Here is a 21,191-nt window from a genome sequence, read left to right as displayed (position 1 = left end):
CGCTGGTGAGGTTTAAAGTTGACCATGAGTGAATTTAAAAACATATTACAGCTAGATAAGCAAAGCCAACAGGCGATGTTAGCTGATGCGAACGGTTTGCTGGCTGACATGAGCGCAGAGCAGCGCGTTGCATGGGCGCTAGAGCACTTGCCTGACACCGCGTTTTTATCATCGAGTTTTGGTATTCAAGCCGCAGTAATGTTGCATTTAATGACATCACAGCGCCCCGATATACCTGTGGTATTAACAGATACTGGCTACTTATTTCCAGAAACCTATCAGTTTATAGAGCAAATGACTTCGCAGTTATCACTTAACTTAAAAGTGTATAAAGCGCAGCTGAGCCCTGCATGGCAAGAAGCTAAATTTGGAAAATTATGGGAGCTAGGTGAGGCAGGCATTAAGCAATACAATCAGCTTAATAAAGTAGAGCCCATGACACGCGCTTTAAAGGAGCTGAATGCGAGCACTTGGTTTAGTGGTCTACGTCGAGATCAATCCTCAAGCCGTGCTGAAAAGCAAGTACTAGAAATAAGTCGAGGTACGGTAAAAGTGTACCCCATTATTGAATGGAATAATCGCGATGTATATCAATACCTAACAAAGCATAATTTGCCATACCACCCATTATGGGAGCAAGGCTATGTGTCGATGGGGGATGTACATACTACGCGCAAGTTAGAGCCGGGTATGAGTGAAGAGGAAACCCGCTTTTTTGGTTTGAACCGTGAGTGTGGCTTACATATTGATGGTGATGGAATTTAATTGCTTTATTATTCAAAGCTATAAAATAAAAAAACGCAGCCTTTGCTGCGTTTTTTATTGTTTAATATTTGCTGAATTGATTCTTTTTTATTATATTGGTTGTGATGATGGATTAAACACACAGCAGGAACGCTATGAAATACTTCACCTATTTAGCAGTGTCAGTGATGATAATTGCTGTTATCTTATTGTTTTATATTAAAAAGCCCAATGGCCAGCCTTGGCTAAGCACCTCTCATATTTATAATGAATCAACAGAGATCAAGAATGAAATGATAGCGCTTTCATCTAGCGCGTTAGATAGTATTACCTTAGCAATTACCACAGCGGGTGAAAAAATCACTGGGGCTACCTTTGAGACAGAAACTCCTAAGCCAATTTATAAATGGCAAGACGAGCAAGGACAATGGCATTTCTCAGATGTACCAAACAAGAATGGTAAAAGCGAAGTGGTAAAGCTTAACCCCGCCGATATTAATGTCGTGGTTGCAGAAGATACCGCCATTTTGAGTGGCAGTGCTAAATCAGCAGCACAGCCTTTTCCTCAGCGAGCGCCTGAGGTATATAACAGTGAATCAATTAATAAACTGTTTGAAGATGCTGAAAAAGCCAAAAAGAGAATAGAGCAACGCAGTAAAGAGGTCGAAAGTTTTAGCGGCTTTTAGTTTTGGGGTGTTTTTGCTGTGTCTTCAAATAACGCTTTTCTGCTTCCATTAATAATATGGTTAAGTAGATTTTAGTAGGCAATGATAAAAGCACGCCAATTGCAATACAGGCAGCTGCAGTAATAATACCTTTAATGCCGTACTGGTTGGTAAAGTAGCTCGATACAATTAAACCATGGCCTGTCACTATTAAGCATAACCCAAGCAAAATCGATGTTTTAAGTAGTCTTATTATTACAATTGAAGACATAACGGCCTCTGCGCAGCGTGTCTTCTTAGTGTATGGAGTCTTTATAAAGCGATATTGATTTAGCGCAAGCATCCATTAATAATATAAAAAAGCCCAGCTCATTACTGAGCTGGGCTGCATTTTCGTTTTAAGTTGTTAGTCGAGCATATTGCGTAGTACGTACTGCAAAATACCACCATGTTTGTAGTAGTCCCACTCTTTCGGAGTATCAATACGCACATCGGCACTAAAGCTAACTTGTTTACCTTCACTGTTAGTGGCAATAACACTGACTTCGTCGGTTTTATCGTATAACCCTTGAATATCAAATTGTTCTTGCCCAGTTAAGCCTAGTGACTCATGGCTTTCACCTTCTTTAAATTGTAAAGGAAGTACGCCCATACCAATTAAATTAGAGCGGTGAATACGCTCATAGCTTTGTGCTATCACAGCTTTAATACCGAGTAATAATGAGCCTTTTGCAGCCCAATCTCGTGAGGAGCCGGTACCATATTCTTTACCTGCTAGAACCACTAAGGGTGTTCCACTTTCTTGATATGCCATTGCCGCATCATAAATACTTTCTAGCTTATCGTCAGGTTGAGTACGCGTTACACCACCCTCGGTTCCGGGAGCTAGTAAGTTTTTAAGGCGCACATTTGCGAACGTCCCGCGCATCATTACTTCGTGATTACCACGGCGAGAACCATAAGAGTTAAATTGTGCTTTTTCAACCCCATTTTCTTGGAGGTAAAGCCCTGCGGGTGCCTCTGCCTTAATTGCACCTGCTGGTGAAATATGATCGGTAGTCACCGAGTCACCTAGTTTAGCTAGACAACGCGCACCCTCAATAGTTGGAATGCCCGGTGGTTCAACACTCATACCATCAAAGAAAGGGGCTTTTTTAATATAAGTCGAAGCACTGTCCCAATCGTAAAGTTTACCATCAGGTATTTGAATTTTTTGCCAGCGACTGTCGCCATCGTAAACATTGGCGTAGCTTTTTTCGAACATCTCTTTAGTTACCGTACTTTTTACTAGTTCACTTACTTCTTTAACGCTCGGCCAAATATTTTTAAGGTAAATATCGTTACCATGCTTATCTTGCGCGAGTGGCTCGTTGTACACATCAATATCGGTTCTACCCGCTATGGCATAGGCAACCACTAAAGGAGGCGACGCTAAAAAGTTCATTTTAACATCTTGATGTATGCGCCCCTCAAAGTTACGGTTACCCGATAAAATTGAGCTTACAACTAATTTATGCTTTTGAATCGCCTCACTAATTTCATCGGCTAGTGGACCTGAATTACCAATACATGTGGTACAGCCATAACCAACTAAATTAAAGCCGAGTGCATCTAGGTCATCCATCAACCCTGCCTTTTCAAGGTAATCGGTGACCACTTGCGAACCTGGCGCAAGTGAGGTTTTAACCCAAGGTTTTACGTTGATACCTAATTGACGTGCTTTTTGCGCTACTAAACCAGCAGCTAAAATAACACTTGGATTAGATGTGTTTGTACAGCTAGTGATTGCAGCAATAACACAGGCACCGTCATTTAACTCAAATTCTTCCCCATTAAAGTTTACTTTTGCTGCGCCCATAAACTGCGCTTCATCGGTAGGCTCATCAGGGTTGGTAGTAGGGCCTTCACTTTCAATGCGAGCTTGCTCTTCGTCACTTTTATCACGTTTAGCCATACGCTCGTCTTGGAAATCTTTTAAATGCTGACCAATAACATCGCCCGCTTTGTCCAGAGTAATTCTGTCTTGCGGACGTTTTGGGCCTGCAAGGCTAGGCACAACATCATCTAAAGTTAGCTCTAGCTTATCGGTATAATGTGCTTCGTCGCCATCGTTACGCCATAAGCCTTGGTGTTTAGCGTAATCTTCAATAAGTTTAAGCTGCTTCTCATCACGATTAGTTAAGCGTAAGTAATTAATCGTTTCATCATCAATAGGGAAAATACCACAGGTTGCGCCATACTCTGGCGCCATATTAGCGATAGTTGCTCTATCGGCAAGTGGTAAGTCGGCAAGGCCGTCACCATAAAATTCAACAAACTTACCTACCACACCGTGGTTACGCAGCATTTCAGTAACGGTAAGTACTAAATCGGTTGCTGTAGTGCCTTCAGGTAAGCGACCATTTAATTTAACACCCACAACCTGTGGAATGAGCAAGCTAATAGGTTGACCAAGCATGGCGGCTTCGGCTTCAATACCGCCTACACCCCAGCCAAGTACGCCTAAACCATTAATCATCGTTGTATGAGAATCCGTACCGACTAGTGTATCTGGGTAGGCTAATGATTTGCCGTTTTTTGTATCATTAAATACTACACGAGCTAAATATTCTAAATTAACTTGGTGAACTATACCGGTTGCAGGTGGTACAACTTTTAAGTTATCAAATGCGGTTTGTCCCCAACGTAAAAATTCGTAACGCTCTTTGTTACGCTCATATTCTAATTTTGAATTTAAGTCGAATGAGCCATCTTTACCGTAACCATCTACTTGCACCGAGTGATCGATTACCAACTCTGCAGGAGAAAGCGGGTTTATTTTTGCAGGATCACCACCGAGCTTTTCCATTGCATCGCGCATGGCGGCTAAATCAACAATTGCAGGGACACCAGTGAAATCTTGCATTACTACGCGGGCTGGAGTAAACGCCACCTCGGCAGAGGGCTTCGCTTTTGGATCCCAATCTAAAAGTGCCTGAATATCTTGCTCTTTAATATTCACACCATCTTCGTTACGCAGTAAGTTTTCTAGTAATACTTTTAACGAAAAAGGCAGGCGTTTGGCTTTGTCGCCAAGCCCCATAAGCGAGTTGATATGATATTGCTCGCCATTGATAGTGAGCTGTTGTTGGGTGTCGAAACTATTTTTCATTATTTGTCCCTTCAATAAATTAGATTAATATTCTTGTAAAAGTGACCTCTGTAGTGATTTGCAAAGTGTGTACCATGATAAAAAATACCATGTGGTGTAATTTATTTTGGCCTTTATTAAATTAGAGATGAAGGCCAAAAGTTAAAATTCAAGGGATGCTCTGAGTAATAATTGGCCACAAAACTAAACTCAAAAAAGTGTTATTTAAAGTAGTCTTGTTGTTTTAAATGAAAACTTAAATACACCAATGCAATCGCAATTATGGTGACTGCAATAGGCATAAAAATAGCGCTAATACCAAACAAGTTGATGCTATTAATAATCATAAAATTATAGTATTGCTGAGCTAAAACCGCTGCCAAAGAGATTATTAATGTTATTGTGGCTAGTGACTTTTTGAATAACAAAAGTACGCATCCTAATGCGCCGCCAAATACCGCAATAGCAAACGCTAAAGTAGCCCATAGAGGTTGGCTGTTATAAGCAAGTTGTTGTTCTTCAGGTAGTTTACTTATCATCTCTGGAGAGAGAAACAGCTGCATGACAAATGCAAGAATACCTAATATGTTCCATAATAAGGCGGTAATAAGTACGGGTTTTATCCAGCGGTTTGAGGTGTTTTCTGACATGAAAGCATCTATTTTTTATTATTGATATTCTATTAAAGAATAAAAAAGCCAGTGATGCAAACTGGCTTTTAATAACACATATAACTTAAGCAAATGTTAGCCAAATGAAATAGGGCGACGACCCGTTTTTTCATCAACTTTAGGCTTTTTAGTGCGTTTGCGTTTATTTTTAGCCGGCTCTGTTGTTGCTACTGGCGCGGCTTTTTCTGCTGTAACTGTTTCATCAATAACTGGACGTTCTGCTGGAGTGGCGTCTTCACTTAACGTTAATTGAAACAACTCGCCATCAAATGCAAGTACATCACCGCTGTATAATTTTTTCCGTTTGATTGTACAAATTTCATGGTTAACACCGACATAGCCTTCGCTAATTAGGTTTTTTGCTTGACCACCACCTTCAACAAGATCTAATACCTTTAATAATTTGCACAGCTCTATAGGCTCTTCTTCTAACTCAACTTCTATATATTCTTCGTTCATCATGTTTCTCAGTGGGGGTGGTATTAGCTGTAGTATAAAGGCTCAGTGGCTATTTTGCACCAAAGTGAGCTTGTTAGGTGAGTTGATTATGTGATTTTTTATGAAACTTTTTATCTCTTTTTATAGTCTTTAAAAAAACTGAAGTAATTCAGGGTTAAGCTTCACGCGAAAAAAATTACACATTGGCGCGCTAATTGCCAATATCGGCCGTATAAGAGATTGAATATAAATAATGGAGTAAAACATGGGCATAAGATTAGCGATGAAAAAAGAGCTAATGGGCTTAGAGCATTCAGATCTGTTAACCGCTGATGATGTAAGAGCGCATCTAGCACAACAGGTAAAAGAAGACACTGAACGAGGGTTTTCAGTTATCTCCAAGTTTAATGACACCCATAGTCAGTTAGTCAGCGGGCTAAATACCAAGCAAAGTGAGCTTGAATTTGAGCGCCATCGATTATTTAACGAAGTGCTTTATAAGCGACAAAGTGTTGATGCATGGTTAAATAACCAAAGCTCAGGTTAAACGACCAGATCTATTAAGTTGCCATTTAGCATTGCTCTCTATAGACTACGCTTGTAATCTAAGAGGTGATAATGAAAAATGGAATTTTAGCGTGTGCACTCATGCTACTGCTGAGTGCATGCCAACAACCTACAGTGTATATATTTAGTAAAGGTTTATCGGACTTACAGCGCCAGCAGTTAGAGGTTGCGCTTAAAACACAATCCCTACCTTACGAATATGTTGAGCATGACATTCCTCGGGAATTTGGCGTAGCTACTTTACTATTATCAAATGATAGAATTTTACGCCAAGAAACAGAGCAGTTAGCTACTATTATGCAAGGGTTAGGCTATCAACCCGAAATTAGCTACACCACACGCGCAAATCACTTTTATGGTGATGGTAATATCGGTTTTTATCTAAAAAATACTGATGCGGACGACGCTTTTGCCATGCCTTCTCGGTTGCGAACAACCCAGTGCGAAAAAGATGAGTTTAATGACCAAGTCGTAACCTTTACTGATCAACATGCTGAGTTCACATTAATCAGCGGCGCAAAAGTCACATTGAAATGGGAATATTTATACGGCTATTTGGTTATTTACTACAGCAATTATTCACAAACCTACACTCACTCACTCACAGCCATTGGTTGAGACTCCTTTTGGCGACAAACCATCAGACACATATACCATAACAGCTCATGTAAATAAGCCAGGCTGGCTTAATTGCTCAATGCAGGTTGTTTATATGGATTAAGTTAACTGTTAACCGTGCTCTTCTATATGCTCCGAGAGTTTTGCAATGCGCAGGCTCATACCTTCAATAATACGGTCTTTAATTTTTTCGCGTATGACATTAGGTAGGCGGGTGAGAGCATCTGCAGTTATAGCCAGTACTATGGCGCTTTCTTTGGCGCGTGCATTAATACTGCGCTCTCGGTTATTAATAAATGCACCTTCACCAATAAATTCGCCAGGTTCTATACTGCCCAGTTCCAGTAGGTGATTGTGTTTAAACACCATTAAAGATCCACTAAGCACAATAAACAGTCGCTTGTCATTATCAAATTCTTTAAATAAAAACTGATTTTTATTTATTAAATAAAGTAAACCAAACGACTCAAGCAAAATCTGGCGCTCATTGAGTGTGAATTCTTTAAAAAAATCTAAGCGATTTATAATTTCCATTTGCTTAAACAAAGGGGTGTTTTCAATTAACTTCATGCTTTCTCTATGCTTCTAACAATCAGCTAATATTGCGCTCTTTTAATTTTCGGGTCAACGTATTGCGACCCCAACCAATTTTTACGGCAGCTTCTTGCTTATGGCCAGAACAATTAGCGAGGGCTGTTTTGATTAAGCGGGTTTCTAGCTGGGCTTGAATATCCGGCCAAATATTTTCTTTACCTTGTTTAAATTCTTGATTAAGCCACTGCTGAAATGAATCTAGCCAATCCCCTTCTTGGGTTGCGGCGGCATTATCAATAATTTCAGGAGGTAAATCTTGCTCGCCAATCAGCTCTCCTGGCGCCATAACGGTTAACCAGCGGCAGGTGTTTTCAAGTTGGCGAACATTCCCAGGCCAATTAAATAAACACAATTGCTTAATCGCTTTAGGGCTTAATACTTTGCTATCTACTTGCAGGTCTTTTGCACTTTTATGTAAAAAGTGTAGCGCTAAGCGCTCTATATCTTCGGGACGCTCGCGTAAAGCAGGTAAACGCAGGCGAACCACGTTTAAACGATGAAATAAATCATCCCTAAACTTACCTTGCTTTACCAGCTCTTCTAAATTTTGATGGGTAGCAGCAATAATGCGTACATCTACTTTTATACTTTGATGACCCCCCACGCGATAAAATTCGCCATCGGCCAATACACGCAATAAGCGGGTTTGTACATCCAGTGGCATATCACCGATTTCATCCAAAAATAAGGTACCGCCATTAGCTTGTTCAAAGCGACCTTTACGCACGCTATCTGCCCCTGTAAAAGCGCCTTTTTCGTGGCCAAACAGTTCAGATTCAACTAATTCTTTAGGGATGGCGGCCATATTAAGGGCTATAAATTGGTTTTCTTTACGCGGGCTATGGTTATGCAAAGCGCTGGCAACCAACTCTTTACCTGTTCCTGACTCACCGTTGATGAGTACGCTCATACTTGATGCTGACAGCTTACCTATAGCACGAAACACTTCCTGCATAGCCGGGGCTTCACCAATAATATGGGCACTTTTGGGTGGCGCGCTTTTACGTTTGGTTTTTTTAGTTGAATTAACTCGATACGCACTTTCCACCAGTGCAACCGCTTCATTTAAATCAAACGGCTTGGCCAAATACTCAAATGCGCCTTTTTGGAATGCATTAACGGCTGAATCAAGGTCTGAGTGGGCGGTCATAATGATCACAGGTAGCCCTGGCGTTTGCTCTGCTATGAGCTCAAGTAACGCCATACCGTCCATACCAGGCATTCGCACATCGGAAATCAACACGCTAGGTTGACTAAATTTTAGCGCGTTAAGTACGTTTTGTGCATCTGCAAAACTTTCTACTTCAAACCCTGCTCGAGTCAGTGCTTTTTCTAGTACAAAGCGAATTGAGGCATCATCATCTACAAGCCAAGCTGTTTTCATGCAAACTCCAAAGTATTAATCTGTAAACGGCAGATAAATATTAAATTCAGTATGTCCCGGCCAACTATCACATTCGATATAGCCATCATGTTGATCAATCAAGGTTTGCGCTATAGATAATCCAAGTCCCGAGCCACCTTCTTTATTGGTGGTCATAGGGTAAAATAAGGTGTCGCGTAAATTGGCATCAATACCCGGGCCGTTATCCATTACTTGAATAAGCAGTGCCTTTTTAGGGGCTTTGCCAGGACGACGATGCTGGTAATTAATCCGCGTTTTTATTTTTATTTCACCACCATCTACCAATGCTTGTTGTGCATTACGCACAATGTTTAGCACTACCTGTTGAACTTTGCTCTGATCAATATAAACATCAGGAATACTCGGATCGTAGTCTTTAACTAACCGAATATCGCGGTTGTTATCTAAGGTACTGAGTTTTACAACCGACTCTAATGTTTGATGTATATTGCCATGCGATTTTTGCGGCAGCTGATTAGGCCCAAGGAGCCTATCAACTAATTCACGCAATCGATCGGCTTGTTCAATTATCAGTTCTGCACATTGATCTCTTTCTTGCTGATCACCTTCATACTGCAATAATTGCGCCGCCCCGCGAATTCCACCCAGCGGGTTTTTAATTTCATGGGCTAAACCGCGAATTAAGTTGCGTGCAGCTTGGTATTGATGCATTTGGTTTGAAACTTGATCGTGCTTTATTTCGTCATCAGTTTGTCGACATTCAAATAAAATATAAAAGGTATCGTTATGCTTTATTCGTCGTGTGCTGACCGCTAACTTTGCATGGCGAGAATCGATAAACACCACGTCAGCTCTATGCTGGTGGCAGTCTACACCATCAACTAACGAATACTGTGCAATACGTTTTAAGTCGATAGAGTGGTAATTGAATAAGTCGTCGAACGCTTGCCCGAGTAGGCGCTTTTCGCCTAAACCAAGTAATTCACTAGCACTGGTGTTGGCGTAAATAAGCGTAAAGCTTTCATCAAGTAACATCAGGGCGGTGGTTTGGTTTTGCCAAATTATATTTAGTAGCTCTGGGCTAAAATGTGTCTTATTAATCATTATTGCACCATTTTAGTGCGCCTGGGGAGGTAGGCAAGGTTTTTAGTAAAATATACGCTAATTATACGTATTTAACTGCAATTACCGACCTATATTAAGGCCTTTACGATGCATAAAAAATACACTTTCAGGGCTAGTTGCAATTACTTGGTTTTGTTTATTATAAAGTTTAACTTGCAGTGTATGTTGGCCGCGTTCTACATCTCTTAACGCCAATGTGGTGGTATCACTGGGTTCACCAATAGCAATGCCATTTAAAAACAAGCCAATAGTAAATCCAGCTTCAAAGCGAGGAGCGATCTGAGTTGAAACGTACACTGAACCGGTGTTTTCTCTTATAGTTTGGTTGGGCTCTGGTGATGTAATACTAATTTTAAACTTGACCGCTGTTTTAGTCGGTGAAGTATCAAGAATGTCAGTATTTGTTGCAGGCATGTTTAAGTGTTGGCTGGTGAGCTTAACCTCCTTGGCGCCAGGTTGAGGGGTATCTGAAAAAACCAGCACACCATTTTTGTCTTTCCATGCATAAATTTTTTTATTGCTTGCATGGCTATTAACACTTAACACTAAAGCTATTAATAGCAACAAAACCTTACCTACCATCCTGCCACCCTGCATTATTTAAACTTACTTCACTTTAGTGTAGAACCGTTAAATTTGCCATAAAAAAAGCCCGCAAAGCGGGCTTAAAACACACATTATTTATCGGTTAATAAATTAACAGCTGTAGTACATTTCAAACTCAACTGGGTGAGTCGTCATGTTAAGTTTTTCAACTTCTTTTGACTTAAGTGCAATGTAAGCATCAATTAGGTCATTAGTGAATACGCCACCTTGGTTTAAGAACTCACGGTCTGCATCTAATGCCGCTAGTGCTTCATCTAGTGATGATGCCACAGTTGGAATTTCTGCTGCTTCTTCAGCTGGTAAGTCATATAAATCCTTATCCATGGCATCGCCAGGGTGGATTTTGTTTTTAATTCCGTCAAGGCCAGCCATAAGCATTGCAGAGAAAGCAAGGTATGGGTTAGCAGTTGGATCTGGGAAGCGTACTTCAATACGGCGACCTTTTGCAGATGGAACCACTGGAATACGGATTGACGCTGAACGGTTACGTGCAGAGTATGCAAGCATTACCGGTGCTTCAAAGCCAGGCACTAAACGTTTATACGAGTTAGTTGACGCGTTAGCAAAAGCGTTGATTGCTTTAGCATGTTTGATGATACCGCCAATGTAGTAAAGCGCGTCTTCAGAAAGGCCGCCGTACTTATCACCTGCGAATAAGTTTACGCCGTCTTTAGCTAAAGATTGGTGACAGTGCATACCAGAACCGTTATCACCAACAACAGGCTTAGGCATAAACGTTGCTGTCTTTCCGTATAAATGAGCCATGTTATGGATAACATATTTCATTTCTTGGATTTCATCTGCTTTTAAAACCATAGTGTTAAAGCGAGTTGCGATTTCATTCTGACCGGCAGTCGCCACTTCGTGGTGATGCGCTTCAACAACTTGGCCCATTTCTTCTAACACTAAACATGTTGCAGAGCGCCAATCTTGGAAGTCATCTACTGGTGCAACTGGGAAGTAACCGCCTTTAACACCTGGACGGTGGCCTGTGTTGCCATCTGCATATTCTTTATCTGAGTTCCAAGCTGCTTGCTTAGAATCAATTTTATACATTGAACCTGACATGTCAGATTTGTATTTAACGTCGTCAAATACGAAAAATTCTGGTTCTGGACCGAATAAAACGGTGTCAGCAATACCGGTAGAACGCATGTACTCTTCAGCGCGTTTAGCTACTGAACGAGGGTCGCGCTCATAACCTTGTAATGTAGAAGGCTCAACCACGTCACAACGAACGATAAGTGTTGTTTCTTCTGTGAAAGGGTCAAGCTTGATTGAATCTGCATCAGGTAGTAATACCATGTCTGATTCATTAATGCCTTTCCAGCCAGCAATTGAAGAACCGTCGAACATTTTTCCATCTTCAAAAAAATCTTCATCAACTTGATGATGAGGAATAGAAACATGTTGCTCTTTACCTTTTGTGTCAGTAAAGCGTAAATCAATGAACTTAACGTCATTTTCTTTAATAAAATCTAAAACCGATTGTGACATGTGTCCTCCAACTATTGGGTTTTATTATTGCTGCTTAGATACTTTAAATACCTATAAGCTGATTTTGTGCCACTATTATAATTTGTTGTTTTTTATGTGAAAATATATAAACAGTATAAAGGTGGCATAGATTAAGCACTGTTTTGGTGCGTAATAATTCCAAAACGGTGCAACATTTACAGGGTTATAATTGCTTGCAAATTAATCACCTTAGACTAACACAAAGAAAATGCAAAATACGCAGTAAAGTCGCTTTAAATTAATCCAAAACCACCTTTTGAGATTAATTTATAAAAATTAATCATCAAAATTAATTATTTTAAAACAAAGAGTTAATTATTTTATTGCGAAAGTTTGAAATTTTATTTTGGATAAACTTTCATCCATTCCATTTATAGGGGATAATATGCGCCCTTTTAAATCCTATGCTGGGACATCTCGTGAAAGCGCAGGTGAGAACGTATAGCCCCTGCAGGATCAATGAGATTCAATTTCTCTGAGTGAACATATGAGTATCGAAAAGTTAAGAAATATAGCAATTATCGCCCACGTTGACCATGGTAAGACAACACTGGTTGATAAACTACTTGAGCAATCAGGTACATTAGAAACACGCGGCGGTAATGAAGAGCGCGTGATGGATTCAAACGACATTGAAAAAGAGCGTGGTATTACCATTTTAGCGAAAAACACCGCTATCTCTTGGAATGATTACCATATCAATATCGTAGATACTCCTGGACACGCCGACTTCGGTGGTGAAGTTGAACGCGTACTTTCGATGGCTGACTCAGTACTACTACTTGTTGACGCTCAAGAAGGCCCAATGCCACAAACGCGTTTCGTAACGCAAAAGGCATTCGCGCAAGGCTTAAAGCCAATCGTTGTTATCAATAAAATTGATAAGCCAGGTGCTCGCCCTGATTGGGTTATGGATCAAATCTTTGATTTATTCGACAACCTAGGCGCAACTGATGAACAGTTAGACTTTAAAGTAATCTACGCATCAGCAATCAATGGTTGGGCTACATTAGATTTAGACGAAGCATCAGATAACATGGAACCTATGTTCAAGATGATCGTTGACGAAGTATCACCACCGGATGCAGATCCTGAAGGTGACTTCCAAATGCAGATTTCACAGCTTGATTACAACTCTTATAAAGGTGTAATTGGCATTGGTCGTATCAAACGCGGTTCAGTTGTACCTAACCAACAAGTTACGATTATTAGCGCTGACGGGTCTAAACGTAACGGTAAAATTGGTTCAGTACAAAGCTACTTAGGTCTTGAACGTATTGAAACTGATAAAGCTTACGCTGGTAACATCGTAACGGTAACAGGTTTAGGCGAGCTTAAGATTTCAGATACGCTTTGTTGTCCTAACAACGTTGAAGCATTACCTCCATTAAGTGTTGATGAGCCAACAGTAACGATGACGTTCTCTGTAAATAACTCACCTTTCTGTGGTAAAGAAGGTAAGTTTGTAACATCACGTAACATTCGTGAGCGTTTAGACAAAGAATTAGTACACAACGTTGCACTTCGCGTTGCAGATACAGATAACCCAGATAGCTTCCGTGTATCGGGTCGTGGTGAATTACACCTAGGTATCTTAATCGAGAACATGCGTCGTGAAGGTTATGAGTTAGCTGTATCTCGTCCAGAAGTTATCTTACGTACTGTTGATGGTGTGTTAGAAGAACCGTATGAAACACTAACTATTGACTGTGAAGAAGCGCACCAGGGTTCTATCATGGAGCAAATTGGTCTTCGTAAAGGTGAACTTACTGACATGGCCCCAGATGGTAAAGGCCGTATGCGTTTGGACTTTATGATCCCAAGCCGTGGCTTAATCGGTTTCCAAACTGAGTTCATGACATTAACGTCGGGTTCTGGTTTACTTTACCATACGTTCGATCACTACGGTCCGCACAAAGGTGGCGAGCTAGGTGTTCGTAAGAACGGCGTAATGATTGCAAACGCAACAGGTAAAGCACTTACTAACGCATTATTTAACTTACAAGAGCGCGGCCGTTTATTTATCGGTCACGGTGTTGAAGTTTATGAAGGTATGGTTATCGGTATTCATAGCCGTGATAACGACCTTACAGTTAACGCGCTTAAAGGTAAGCAACTTACTAACGTTCGTGCATCTGGTACAGATGAAGCACAAACACTTACACCAGCACTTAACTATTCACTTGAGCAAGCGCTTGAGTTTATTGCTGATGATGAGTTAGTAGAAGTTACACCTGAGAACATTCGTATTCGTAAGCGTCATTTAACTGAAAATGAGCGTAAACGTGCGGGTCGTGCTCCTAAATCATAATCTATTAATTTAGAATAATGATTTTAAAAGCCGCTGTATTGCAAAATACAGCGGCTTTTTTGTGTTTGAAAACAAGCGCTGTTAGCTATAAGTCGTCAGCTGTCAGATTAGAACAGTGTTATTGGGTAGCTTGGTTGTTAATATGGCTATTGGGTGAAAGCCGCTAGACTTTATAAACCATGCAATACAATCTTTTCCTCTAAAAGCGCAGCGCCTCTATCCGCTTTGTAAATAATTTACTTAAAAAATCTTTTCACAAAGAGGAGAAAATGAGAAGTCAATGAGGAAGGGGCGAAACAATTGAAATGTAAGGCTGCTGAGTTTATTGGTAGGGTATTTTTTTGTTGGGTTTCGCTTCGCTCAACCCAACCTACGTTTTCAATTACCTTATTGGAAATTACTTTTTGGCAGTAGAGTAATTTTGCCAAATACGCTGGCGTCTATAAATCCTCGGTTGCGGTCACCGTTCACTGGCTCTACTTCGTGTGAGCCCATGAAGTGTTCACGCACTTTGCTGCCGTCGTTATCGCAATATGCGAGCATAAAACCAATAACGTGTTTTTCAGTTAATTTAAGTGGTGTATTTTGCGCGCCTTGTTGATAATCATTCGGGTAGAGTTTTATTGCCACTTCCCAAGTGATGTTATAGGGCGCGGTGGTATTGCGTTTCCAGTTACTAACTAAATGGTCGGTATATAAATGCGCTTTTTTATCAGGGCCATAATCGGCTGCTTGGTTATCAAGGCCAATATGATAGGCAAAGGCGGTATGATTAAACTGATGATTACCACCCGATGCGTCACTATCAATAAAAACTTCGAGGGCATCATCATCCCAATATTTTACCGTTGGATCTGGGTGCGTATCAATTAGTACATCATCAGCAATATCGGCTTGCAAGTATAGATAATCTTCATCCCACAGTAATTTGTAGCGACCTTTAAAATCCTTGTCTGAGTCTGGTAGGGTGCCGTCCATTAAGTATGGCATATTATGCCAAGTGGCTTTATCCCATGCACTTTCAGAAACACCATCAATAGTTATAGCTGTTGGTGTATGACTAACGTCAATAGCCATGAGTGGCTGGGTAAAAAGTAAACTAAAAGCGAGTAGTGTTTTTTTCATTAATCATCTCATCAATTAAGGATGATTTAGCTTGGCTTAAATAGCAATCAAAAACAATCTCGTAGTCTATTTTTATACTAACTGATTGTGCCTGCTATGCTGTCTTTTAATGCCAGCATTAATAAATGCGCACTTTCTCCAGACATTTTAAAAGGATTAAAATCAATGGAGCCTGAAAACTTGAGATTCAGTGATTCGGTTAGCTTAGATTGCGGTACATAGCCCATTGACCATTTTTCAAACTCTCTTTCAGGAATTTGGGTATAGTTGAGCATAATTACATTGTGGTGACGCTTATCGTTTAATATTTGTTGGTAGGTATTATTTACAGCCGTTCTAGAGCCTTCAAGGCATTGTAAAAAGTAATCATTGCTAAAACATAACATGCCGGTGACGTTTGTTTTTACATTGTAGGTTCGGGCACTTTGTAAGATACTTTCTATATCTTCAGGCCCAAAACCACTACTTATTTTACTGGCGTAAATGAGTCGCACAAGAAACATAAAACCTCCTCACTATTTAGTTAATTAAAGATAGTTCAGCAGAGAAGTTATTGCTAATTATGTAAATGACTGATTAAAGTTTAATACTTTCACCTTCATTTAAAATATACAGGGGTATTTTCGAGTCCATTTTTTTATGCATATGCAATAAACGCAGTAAAGCGGAGTGACTCGTGCGATCGCCCATTTTCCATGTTGAGTTACCATATCCCCAAGGTATCATTATTTTGCAGTTGAGCTCCTGTGCTGCTGTTAGAGCATCTTCTGGAGTAGTATGAACGTAACGATACCAGTTAGGGTTATCTTCGCTGTAGTAAGACGCTATCGGCATTAAGCACACATCAATATCGCCATATTTTTGCTGTATATCGCTAAAGTGTTTTGAGTAGCCGGTGTCGCCTGCAAAAAATAAGGTGCTGCCATTTTGTTCAAGTAACCAGCCATTCCAAAGGTCTTTATCGTTGTCTTCATAAATAAAGGGCACTAACACACGGCTGCTAAAGTGATGAGCAGGCAAGGCATGGATAGCTAAATCGCCAATATTTGTTTTTGCATACCATGCCATTTCACTAATATTAAACCCGCCTGTAGGGAAGTTGTCGGCCATGCCAAGAGGCGTTAAGTAACGCGGTTGGCGGCCCATTTCTTCGATATCCGCTTTATTAAAATGGTCATAGTGAATGTGTGAGTACATTACCGCCTCTACGCTTTCTAGCTCTGATTTAGTAAGCCAAAATCCGGGCTTACGATAACAGCCACCTGCAAGTTTAAAGGCCAAGTCTACGGGTGAATCAAACTGATCTTTAACAGGGTCAAACAACAGCTGCTCACCATTTGGAGATTGAATATAAAAGCCTGCATGACCTAACCAACGGACTATAAAACCTATATTTGTTGCTGGAACTATTTGTTCTGCTTGATATTGGCACTGTGAATTGCTGTCATCACATATAAGTAGCTCTGATGGTTCATAGCAATTGTCTGTACAGGTTGTTGGGTATTCTTTATCACCCGGATAAAGGTTGCGGTAGCGATCTTCGAAGTCACCTTCAGTTTTTAATGGAGTGATAGTGCCTTCGCCAGCAATAACATTCACTGTATTTGAGTTGCTACATGCACTTATAAGTACTGCTGCAATAAGTGTTGAGAGTGTTTTTAAATGCATACCATGCTTACTTTTTATTCTTTGCAGTGAGTTTAGCAAAATAAAATTTAAGATAAATCATTAAAAAGTAACTAAATATTGACTAATTTGTGATGTGATTTTTTTTTTGCTATGATTTGGATGATTTTCGAACAGTAATTAAGGAGGATAAATGAAAATTATTGCTTTTTTAATTGGTGTATTTTCACTGTCATGTTTAGCAGCTACGGACTCGTTAACATGTAATGGCTGCTCCAGTAATGGAATGGAAAACTTAGCTGCGTTTTCACAACAACGGACGGGGTCGAGCTATGTGGTTATTTTTGATTTTGATAACAGACAAGTGAAAAAGTATTACAGGAGCTTGCGATTTAGTAGCTTTGGTGAGCCTATTCGTAACGCTGTTAATGTTGAGTTGAGCTATGAAGAGCAATTTGACGCAAATTTAATTTTGGAGTTTAGGCAAGAAGCAATAGTGCTATTGAACAACAAAACTGTTGCGATGTTTGTCTCTAATGACGCTGAAACAGATTATATGGGCACTGACTCGAGTCAATCGATTGCCGCATTTTCTAGAGCTGAGATAAGCAGCCAAGAAAGTACCTCTTCAGTTTTAAAAGATGTAGGTGGATTTGATGTTAAAGGAGATCCGTATACCTTTTTAAGTCGGTCTAGTTTTAGAAATAATGCATTTGATTATTATTTAAACCAAGATGGTTCTTTGTTTTCAGAATTAATCGACTCTGCTCTAGATGCCGTAAGAATACCCACAGGAAAAGACATGGGGCTCTACGTGACAATTAATTTTTACGAATCTGCCGATAAAAGCATTTATAATGGCTCTGTCAAAGCTGCAATAGACTTTACAAATGATGTGTTCATCATTATGAGCGCAAAAGATGCAGATAATAATAGTATTCCATTAAAAGTTAGTGATTTAAATAATGAATTTGTTTTTAAAAATAAAAGTAATGGTGAAACAATATTTCTCAATTATATAAATTTACTGTTTAACAGTCATGGAGGGCACACTCCAAATTGCGTGGTAACATCACACCGCACGCAAGGTGATCAACACATCTTTACATATAGTTGTAAGTAAATATTTATATTCTTTATTAAAATTAATGCGGCTAATTGCCGCATTAATTTTTAGCTAACTATCTCAACCTGCTTTGTTCATTTGCTCAATGAACTTATTAGAGTCTTCGATAGATTTGTTCATGTCGTCCATTAACACTTTAATATCGCGTTTAAGGTTAGTAAATTCCCCTTTAATAGCGGAAACTGCCTGTGCATTTAAGTTGTGTTTTAAATACAGTACATTATCTTTTAGTGATGACAGCACGGGTTCCATTTTACTTTCAGCACTGCGCATTGAGCGAAGTAACTGACTAAACTGGCGCTCAGTCGTCTGTAGCTTTTTATTACTCTCACGTTTTAATGAAGCGCTTTTGTATTGCTCTAGTTCATCACGCCATTCCTCAAACAACGCATCAGCAACATCCTCTACTTTATTGATATTGGTTGATACATCATTTGCAGCTTGCAGGCTGGATTCGTAATCATCATTGAGTTGATTGTAAGCATCTTGTAATTCGCCACCATCAAAATTAATTAAGGTAGTTAGGCGTTCGAGTGCTGATTGAAATTCTTCTTGCGACTCTTGTTGTGAGTCTTTTGTTTCTTCAACGCGGTCAATTAAAATGTCACGTTTATGAACACCTACTTTTTCCATTGCCGAATAATAAGCAGACTGACAACCAGACAGCATCAGCATTAACGAGAGTATGGCTGTCCCTAATAATGTTTGTTTTTTCATCTGAATTCCTATTTACGAGTGTTAATGCTGTAAATTATGGCCTTGATTGTTATTATAATCAAAAGCTCACCAACAAAGTTAATTGTATGAATGATAAGCTCTCCCATTATAAACAGCAAGTTAAGGTGTTTCTAAAACAGCAACCAGGCTGGTGGATGCAATATTTAAATCGCTGTATAGACGATCAAATAACCATTAATGCAGGGTATTTAGCATACGTTACCTTGTTGTCGCTAGTTCCGTTGATAGCGGTTGGTGTAGCAATATTCTCTGCTTTTCCAGGGTTTGAATCCACCCGTTTAGCCATTGAAAGTTTTTTATTTACTAATTTTGTGCCAACCTCTTCTGATGTTATTAAAGAGCATATTAGCTCGTTTGCTGGTAATGCTAATCAAATGACGGCGGTAGGTATTGGCTTTTTAGCCGCTATTGCCTTGCTATTGATCCGCAATGTGGATGCGACTCTCAATCGTATTTGGCGAGTAAAGAAAAAGCGCCCAATGATGATATCGTTTGCTGTGTATTGGATGGTACTGAGTTTGGGGCCTGTACTACTGGGTGCGAGTATTGGTGTCACCTCTTATATTGTGTCGTTAGTGTCGTTTGCCGATCAGGGGATCCCTGGGTTCAGTGGTTTTTTATTAAAACTACTCCCTTATGCTATTTCTATGGCTGGTTTTATTATGTTGTATACCTTAGTGCCGAATACACGAGTTTCATTTAGGGCGGCTATTCCCGGTGCACTGTTTGCTGCATTGTTATTTGAGTTAACCAAAAAAGGCTTTGCTTTATATATTAGCCATTTTCCATCATATGAAGTGATTTATGGTGCGGTAGCGACCATTCCTATTTTGTTTGTATGGGTGTACTTGTCGTGGGTAGTGGTGCTACTAGGTGCTGAATTTACAGTGTGTATTAACATGCAACATTATAATAAAAAAGAGCAACAAGCAGAGGATAGTGAATAAATGCAGGGGCTAATTCAACGGGTAACACACGCCAGTGTGGCAATAGAGCAACAGGTCGTTGGTGAAATAAAACAAGGTATTGTATTACTGCTAGGTATTGAAAAAGAAGACGATGAGCGTGTTGCTGATAAAATACTACACAAAGTCAGCAATTATCGAATTTTTAGTGATGAACACGATAAAATGAACCTCAGCCTGAAGGATATACAAGGCGAGCTATTAGTCATATCGCAATTTACACTTGCAGCTAATACCAAAAAAGGCATGCGTCCTAGTTTTTCATCGGCAGCCACACCAGACCAAGCGCAAGCATTATATAATTACTTTGTTGAGCAAGCCAAATTACTCGGTATTAAGGTAGCGACCGGTGTATTTGCAGCCGATATGCAGGTTAGTTTATGTAACGACGGTCCGGTTACCTTTAACTTAACCGCTTAAAGTGTTTTTTCAACAACCACAATGTGATTCACAAATCCGGTGATTTTTTTAATACTAACTGCTTCCCCAAACACGCGCTTAAGCACAAGTTGTAGCTGTGTAAGTTGGGAGGTATGTTGCGATAAAAAGTTAATAAATAAGATGCCCCGCTGAGCAAGCGCATCATAAATTGTTTGATAAAAACATAAATCAAATAAGAATCTAGGGGCGTCTAGTTCACTAAATAAATCTAAAATAATCCAATCTATATTCACCGCTGACTTTAAAACTGTTTGTGCGTCTTCACAGTAAATCTGCTCTTGTTCACCAAGGGCAAAAAATTCTTGATAACACTCAATTATATGAGGGTTTTTTTCTACTGAAGTCAGCTGCGCTTGAGGGAACTGTTCTAATAAGTAATTACGTATAGCGCCGCCACCTAAACCAAGCTCAAGTATTTTTTTAGGCGCTGGCCGTTGCTGCCAAACTGTTGCCAAATAAGCAAGGTGAGGAAATAGTAATGTGTGCGGGTTCTCCATTAAAATCACCGATTGCAAGGTGTTGTTAATGAGTAGCCAACGCAGTTGTTGATGCTCTCGAACTTGTATATTTATGCCATGTTGATTATGCCAATAAAGTAACTGGCCTAGCGATGAACTATGCTCAATAAAGTGCCTGCTGATCAGGCCACTGCTATCATGGATATATTTATTCATGGTATTGAGCATAAACCAGCAGCGGTAAAGCGCAATCGGTTTTGTCATTAATTTTTTACAATAATTTATGAGAAACCAAAGTCGTATTTGCAGTTTTATCCAGATCGAGTATGGTGTTTTTCACAAAATGCACAGCGTAATAT

The 21,191-nt window shown here is 39.8% G+C and carries 21 protein-coding genes and 1 pseudogene; 8 read left to right on the top strand and 14 right to left on the bottom strand.

Annotated elements, in window-relative coordinates; all coding sequences use genetic code 11:
* The first annotated feature begins 24 nt into the window (after positions 1 to 24).
* Together BW139_RS09510 and BW139_RS09505 are read left to right on the top strand one after the other, a co-directional pair.
* A complete protein-coding gene (locus BW139_RS09510) occupies positions 25 to 765 on the top strand; it encodes a phosphoadenylyl-sulfate reductase (protein WP_008108367.1) in 741 nt (246 codons plus the stop codon).
* Positions 766 to 899: 134 nt separating this feature from the next.
* Positions 900 to 1,430 (top strand): DUF4124 domain-containing protein, encoded by a 531-nt coding sequence (locus BW139_RS09505; RefSeq protein ID WP_076919475.1) that lies wholly within the window; start codon positions 900 to 902, stop codon positions 1,428 to 1,430.
* Here the strand turns inward: BW139_RS09505 and BW139_RS09500 are convergent.
* From BW139_RS09500 to BW139_RS09485, 4 genes are all read right to left on the bottom strand, one after another.
* Complete coding sequence (locus BW139_RS09500) at positions 1,417 to 1,680, bottom strand: hypothetical protein (protein WP_036934627.1); 264 nt, start codon at positions 1,678 to 1,680, stop codon at positions 1,417 to 1,419. The genes BW139_RS09505 and BW139_RS09500 overlap by 14 nt on opposite strands.
* A gap of 135 nt (positions 1,681 to 1,815) precedes the next feature.
* Positions 1,816 to 4,560 (bottom strand): aconitate hydratase AcnA, encoded by a 2,745-nt coding sequence (acnA, locus tag BW139_RS09495; protein ID WP_008108376.1) that lies wholly within the window; start codon positions 4,558 to 4,560, stop codon positions 1,816 to 1,818.
* Positions 4,561 to 4,760: 200 nt separating this feature from the next.
* Positions 4,761 to 5,189, bottom strand: coding sequence for a hypothetical protein (locus BW139_RS09490; RefSeq protein ID WP_076919474.1), 429 nt, complete (start codon positions 5,187 to 5,189; stop codon positions 4,761 to 4,763).
* A gap of 96 nt (positions 5,190 to 5,285) precedes the next feature.
* Positions 5,286 to 5,669 (bottom strand): RNA-binding S4 domain-containing protein, encoded by a 384-nt coding sequence (locus BW139_RS09485; RefSeq protein ID WP_008108378.1) that lies wholly within the window; start codon positions 5,667 to 5,669, stop codon positions 5,286 to 5,288.
* A gap of 244 nt (positions 5,670 to 5,913) precedes the next feature.
* Between BW139_RS09485 and BW139_RS09480 the strand changes: the two genes are divergently transcribed.
* Positions 5,914 to 6,195 (top strand): hypothetical protein, encoded by a 282-nt coding sequence (locus tag BW139_RS09480; RefSeq protein ID WP_076919473.1) that lies wholly within the window; start codon positions 5,914 to 5,916, stop codon positions 6,193 to 6,195.
* A gap of 71 nt (positions 6,196 to 6,266) precedes the next feature.
* A pseudogene (locus BW139_RS09475) lies at positions 6,267 to 6,936 on the top strand (hypothetical protein).
* An 8-nt stretch (positions 6,937 to 6,944) separates the two neighbouring features.
* Here the strand turns inward: BW139_RS09475 and BW139_RS09470 are convergent.
* The 5 genes from BW139_RS09470 to glnA all read right to left on the bottom strand — a co-directional run bounded on the left by BW139_RS09470 (position 6,945) and on the right by glnA (position 12,021).
* On the bottom strand, positions 6,945 to 7,403 hold the full coding sequence (locus BW139_RS09470; protein WP_076919472.1) for a Crp/Fnr family transcriptional regulator: 459 nt from the start codon (positions 7,401 to 7,403) through the stop codon (positions 6,945 to 6,947).
* Between the two features lie 22 nt (positions 7,404 to 7,425).
* Entirely contained in the window at positions 7,426 to 8,811 is a 1,386-nt protein-coding gene (gene ntrC, locus BW139_RS09465) for a nitrogen regulation protein NR(I) (protein WP_076919471.1), read from the bottom strand.
* 15 nt (positions 8,812 to 8,826) lie between these two features.
* Positions 8,827 to 9,897 carry a nitrogen regulation protein NR(II) gene (gene glnL, locus BW139_RS09460; protein ID WP_076919470.1) on the bottom strand — a complete coding sequence of 357 codons (1,071 nt, stop codon included), beginning with the start codon at positions 9,895 to 9,897 and terminating at the stop codon, positions 8,827 to 8,829.
* A gap of 81 nt (positions 9,898 to 9,978) precedes the next feature.
* On the bottom strand, positions 9,979 to 10,500 hold the full coding sequence (locus tag BW139_RS09455) for a DUF4124 domain-containing protein (protein ID WP_008108384.1): 522 nt from the start codon (positions 10,498 to 10,500) through the stop codon (positions 9,979 to 9,981).
* Between the two features lie 114 nt (positions 10,501 to 10,614).
* A complete protein-coding gene (glnA, locus tag BW139_RS09450; RefSeq protein ID WP_008468760.1) occupies positions 10,615 to 12,021 on the bottom strand; it encodes a glutamate--ammonia ligase in 1,407 nt (468 codons plus the stop codon).
* Between the two features lie 508 nt (positions 12,022 to 12,529).
* On the opposite strand from glnA, the gene typA reads away from it, so the two are divergent.
* Positions 12,530 to 14,353 carry a translational GTPase TypA gene (typA, locus tag BW139_RS09445; protein ID WP_008108389.1) on the top strand — a complete coding sequence of 608 codons (1,824 nt, stop codon included), beginning with the start codon at positions 12,530 to 12,532 and terminating at the stop codon, positions 14,351 to 14,353.
* Between the two features lie 387 nt (positions 14,354 to 14,740).
* Here the strand turns inward: typA and BW139_RS09440 are convergent, their stop codons facing one another.
* The 3 genes from BW139_RS09440 to BW139_RS09430 all read right to left on the bottom strand — a co-directional run bounded on the left by BW139_RS09440 (position 14,741) and on the right by BW139_RS09430 (position 17,146).
* The gene (locus tag BW139_RS09440; RefSeq protein ID WP_076919469.1) at positions 14,741 to 15,478 is read right to left on the bottom strand and encodes a CBM9 family sugar-binding protein; all 738 of its coding nucleotides are present in this window, start codon (positions 15,476 to 15,478) and stop codon (positions 14,741 to 14,743) included.
* Positions 15,479 to 15,555: 77 nt separating this feature from the next.
* A complete protein-coding gene (locus tag BW139_RS09435) occupies positions 15,556 to 15,981 on the bottom strand; it encodes a BLUF domain-containing protein (RefSeq protein ID WP_008108394.1) in 426 nt (141 codons plus the stop codon).
* 73 nt (positions 15,982 to 16,054) lie between these two features.
* Complete coding sequence (locus BW139_RS09430; RefSeq protein WP_076919468.1) at positions 16,055 to 17,146, bottom strand: MBL fold metallo-hydrolase; 1,092 nt, start codon at positions 17,144 to 17,146, stop codon at positions 16,055 to 16,057.
* A gap of 151 nt (positions 17,147 to 17,297) precedes the next feature.
* On the opposite strand from BW139_RS09430, the gene BW139_RS09425 reads away from it, so the two are divergent.
* Entirely contained in the window at positions 17,298 to 18,227 is a 930-nt protein-coding gene (locus tag BW139_RS09425) for a hypothetical protein (RefSeq protein ID WP_076919467.1), read from the top strand.
* A 63-nt stretch (positions 18,228 to 18,290) separates the two neighbouring features.
* On the opposite strand, the gene BW139_RS09420 is transcribed toward BW139_RS09425, so the two are convergent.
* Positions 18,291 to 18,947: a DUF2959 domain-containing protein gene (locus BW139_RS09420; RefSeq protein WP_076919466.1), complete on the bottom strand. Its 657-nt coding sequence runs from the start codon at positions 18,945 to 18,947 to the stop codon at positions 18,291 to 18,293.
* Positions 18,948 to 19,033: 86 nt separating this feature from the next.
* Here BW139_RS09420 and BW139_RS09415 point away from each other — a divergent pair, with 86 nt between their 5' ends.
* Positions 19,034 to 19,915 (top strand): virulence factor BrkB family protein, encoded by an 882-nt coding sequence (locus BW139_RS09415; RefSeq protein ID WP_036984554.1) that lies wholly within the window; start codon positions 19,034 to 19,036, stop codon positions 19,913 to 19,915.
* Positions 19,916 to 20,353, top strand: a complete 438-nt coding sequence (gene dtd / locus BW139_RS09410; RefSeq protein ID WP_076919465.1) for a D-aminoacyl-tRNA deacylase — start codon at positions 19,916 to 19,918, stop codon at positions 20,351 to 20,353.
* Here the strand turns inward: dtd and BW139_RS09405 are convergent.
* Positions 20,350 to 21,096, bottom strand: coding sequence for a spermidine synthase (locus tag BW139_RS09405; RefSeq protein WP_076919464.1), 747 nt, complete (start codon positions 21,094 to 21,096; stop codon positions 20,350 to 20,352). The genes dtd and BW139_RS09405 overlap by 4 nt on opposite strands.
* Positions 21,097 to 21,191: the final 95 nt, after the last annotated feature.

It is taken from the genome of Pseudoalteromonas sp. SK18, from assembly GCF_001974855.1.
In the GTDB taxonomy this organism is placed as follows: domain Bacteria; phylum Pseudomonadota; class Gammaproteobacteria; order Enterobacterales; family Alteromonadaceae; genus Pseudoalteromonas.
This window is presented reverse-complemented; position numbering and strand designations above follow the sequence as displayed.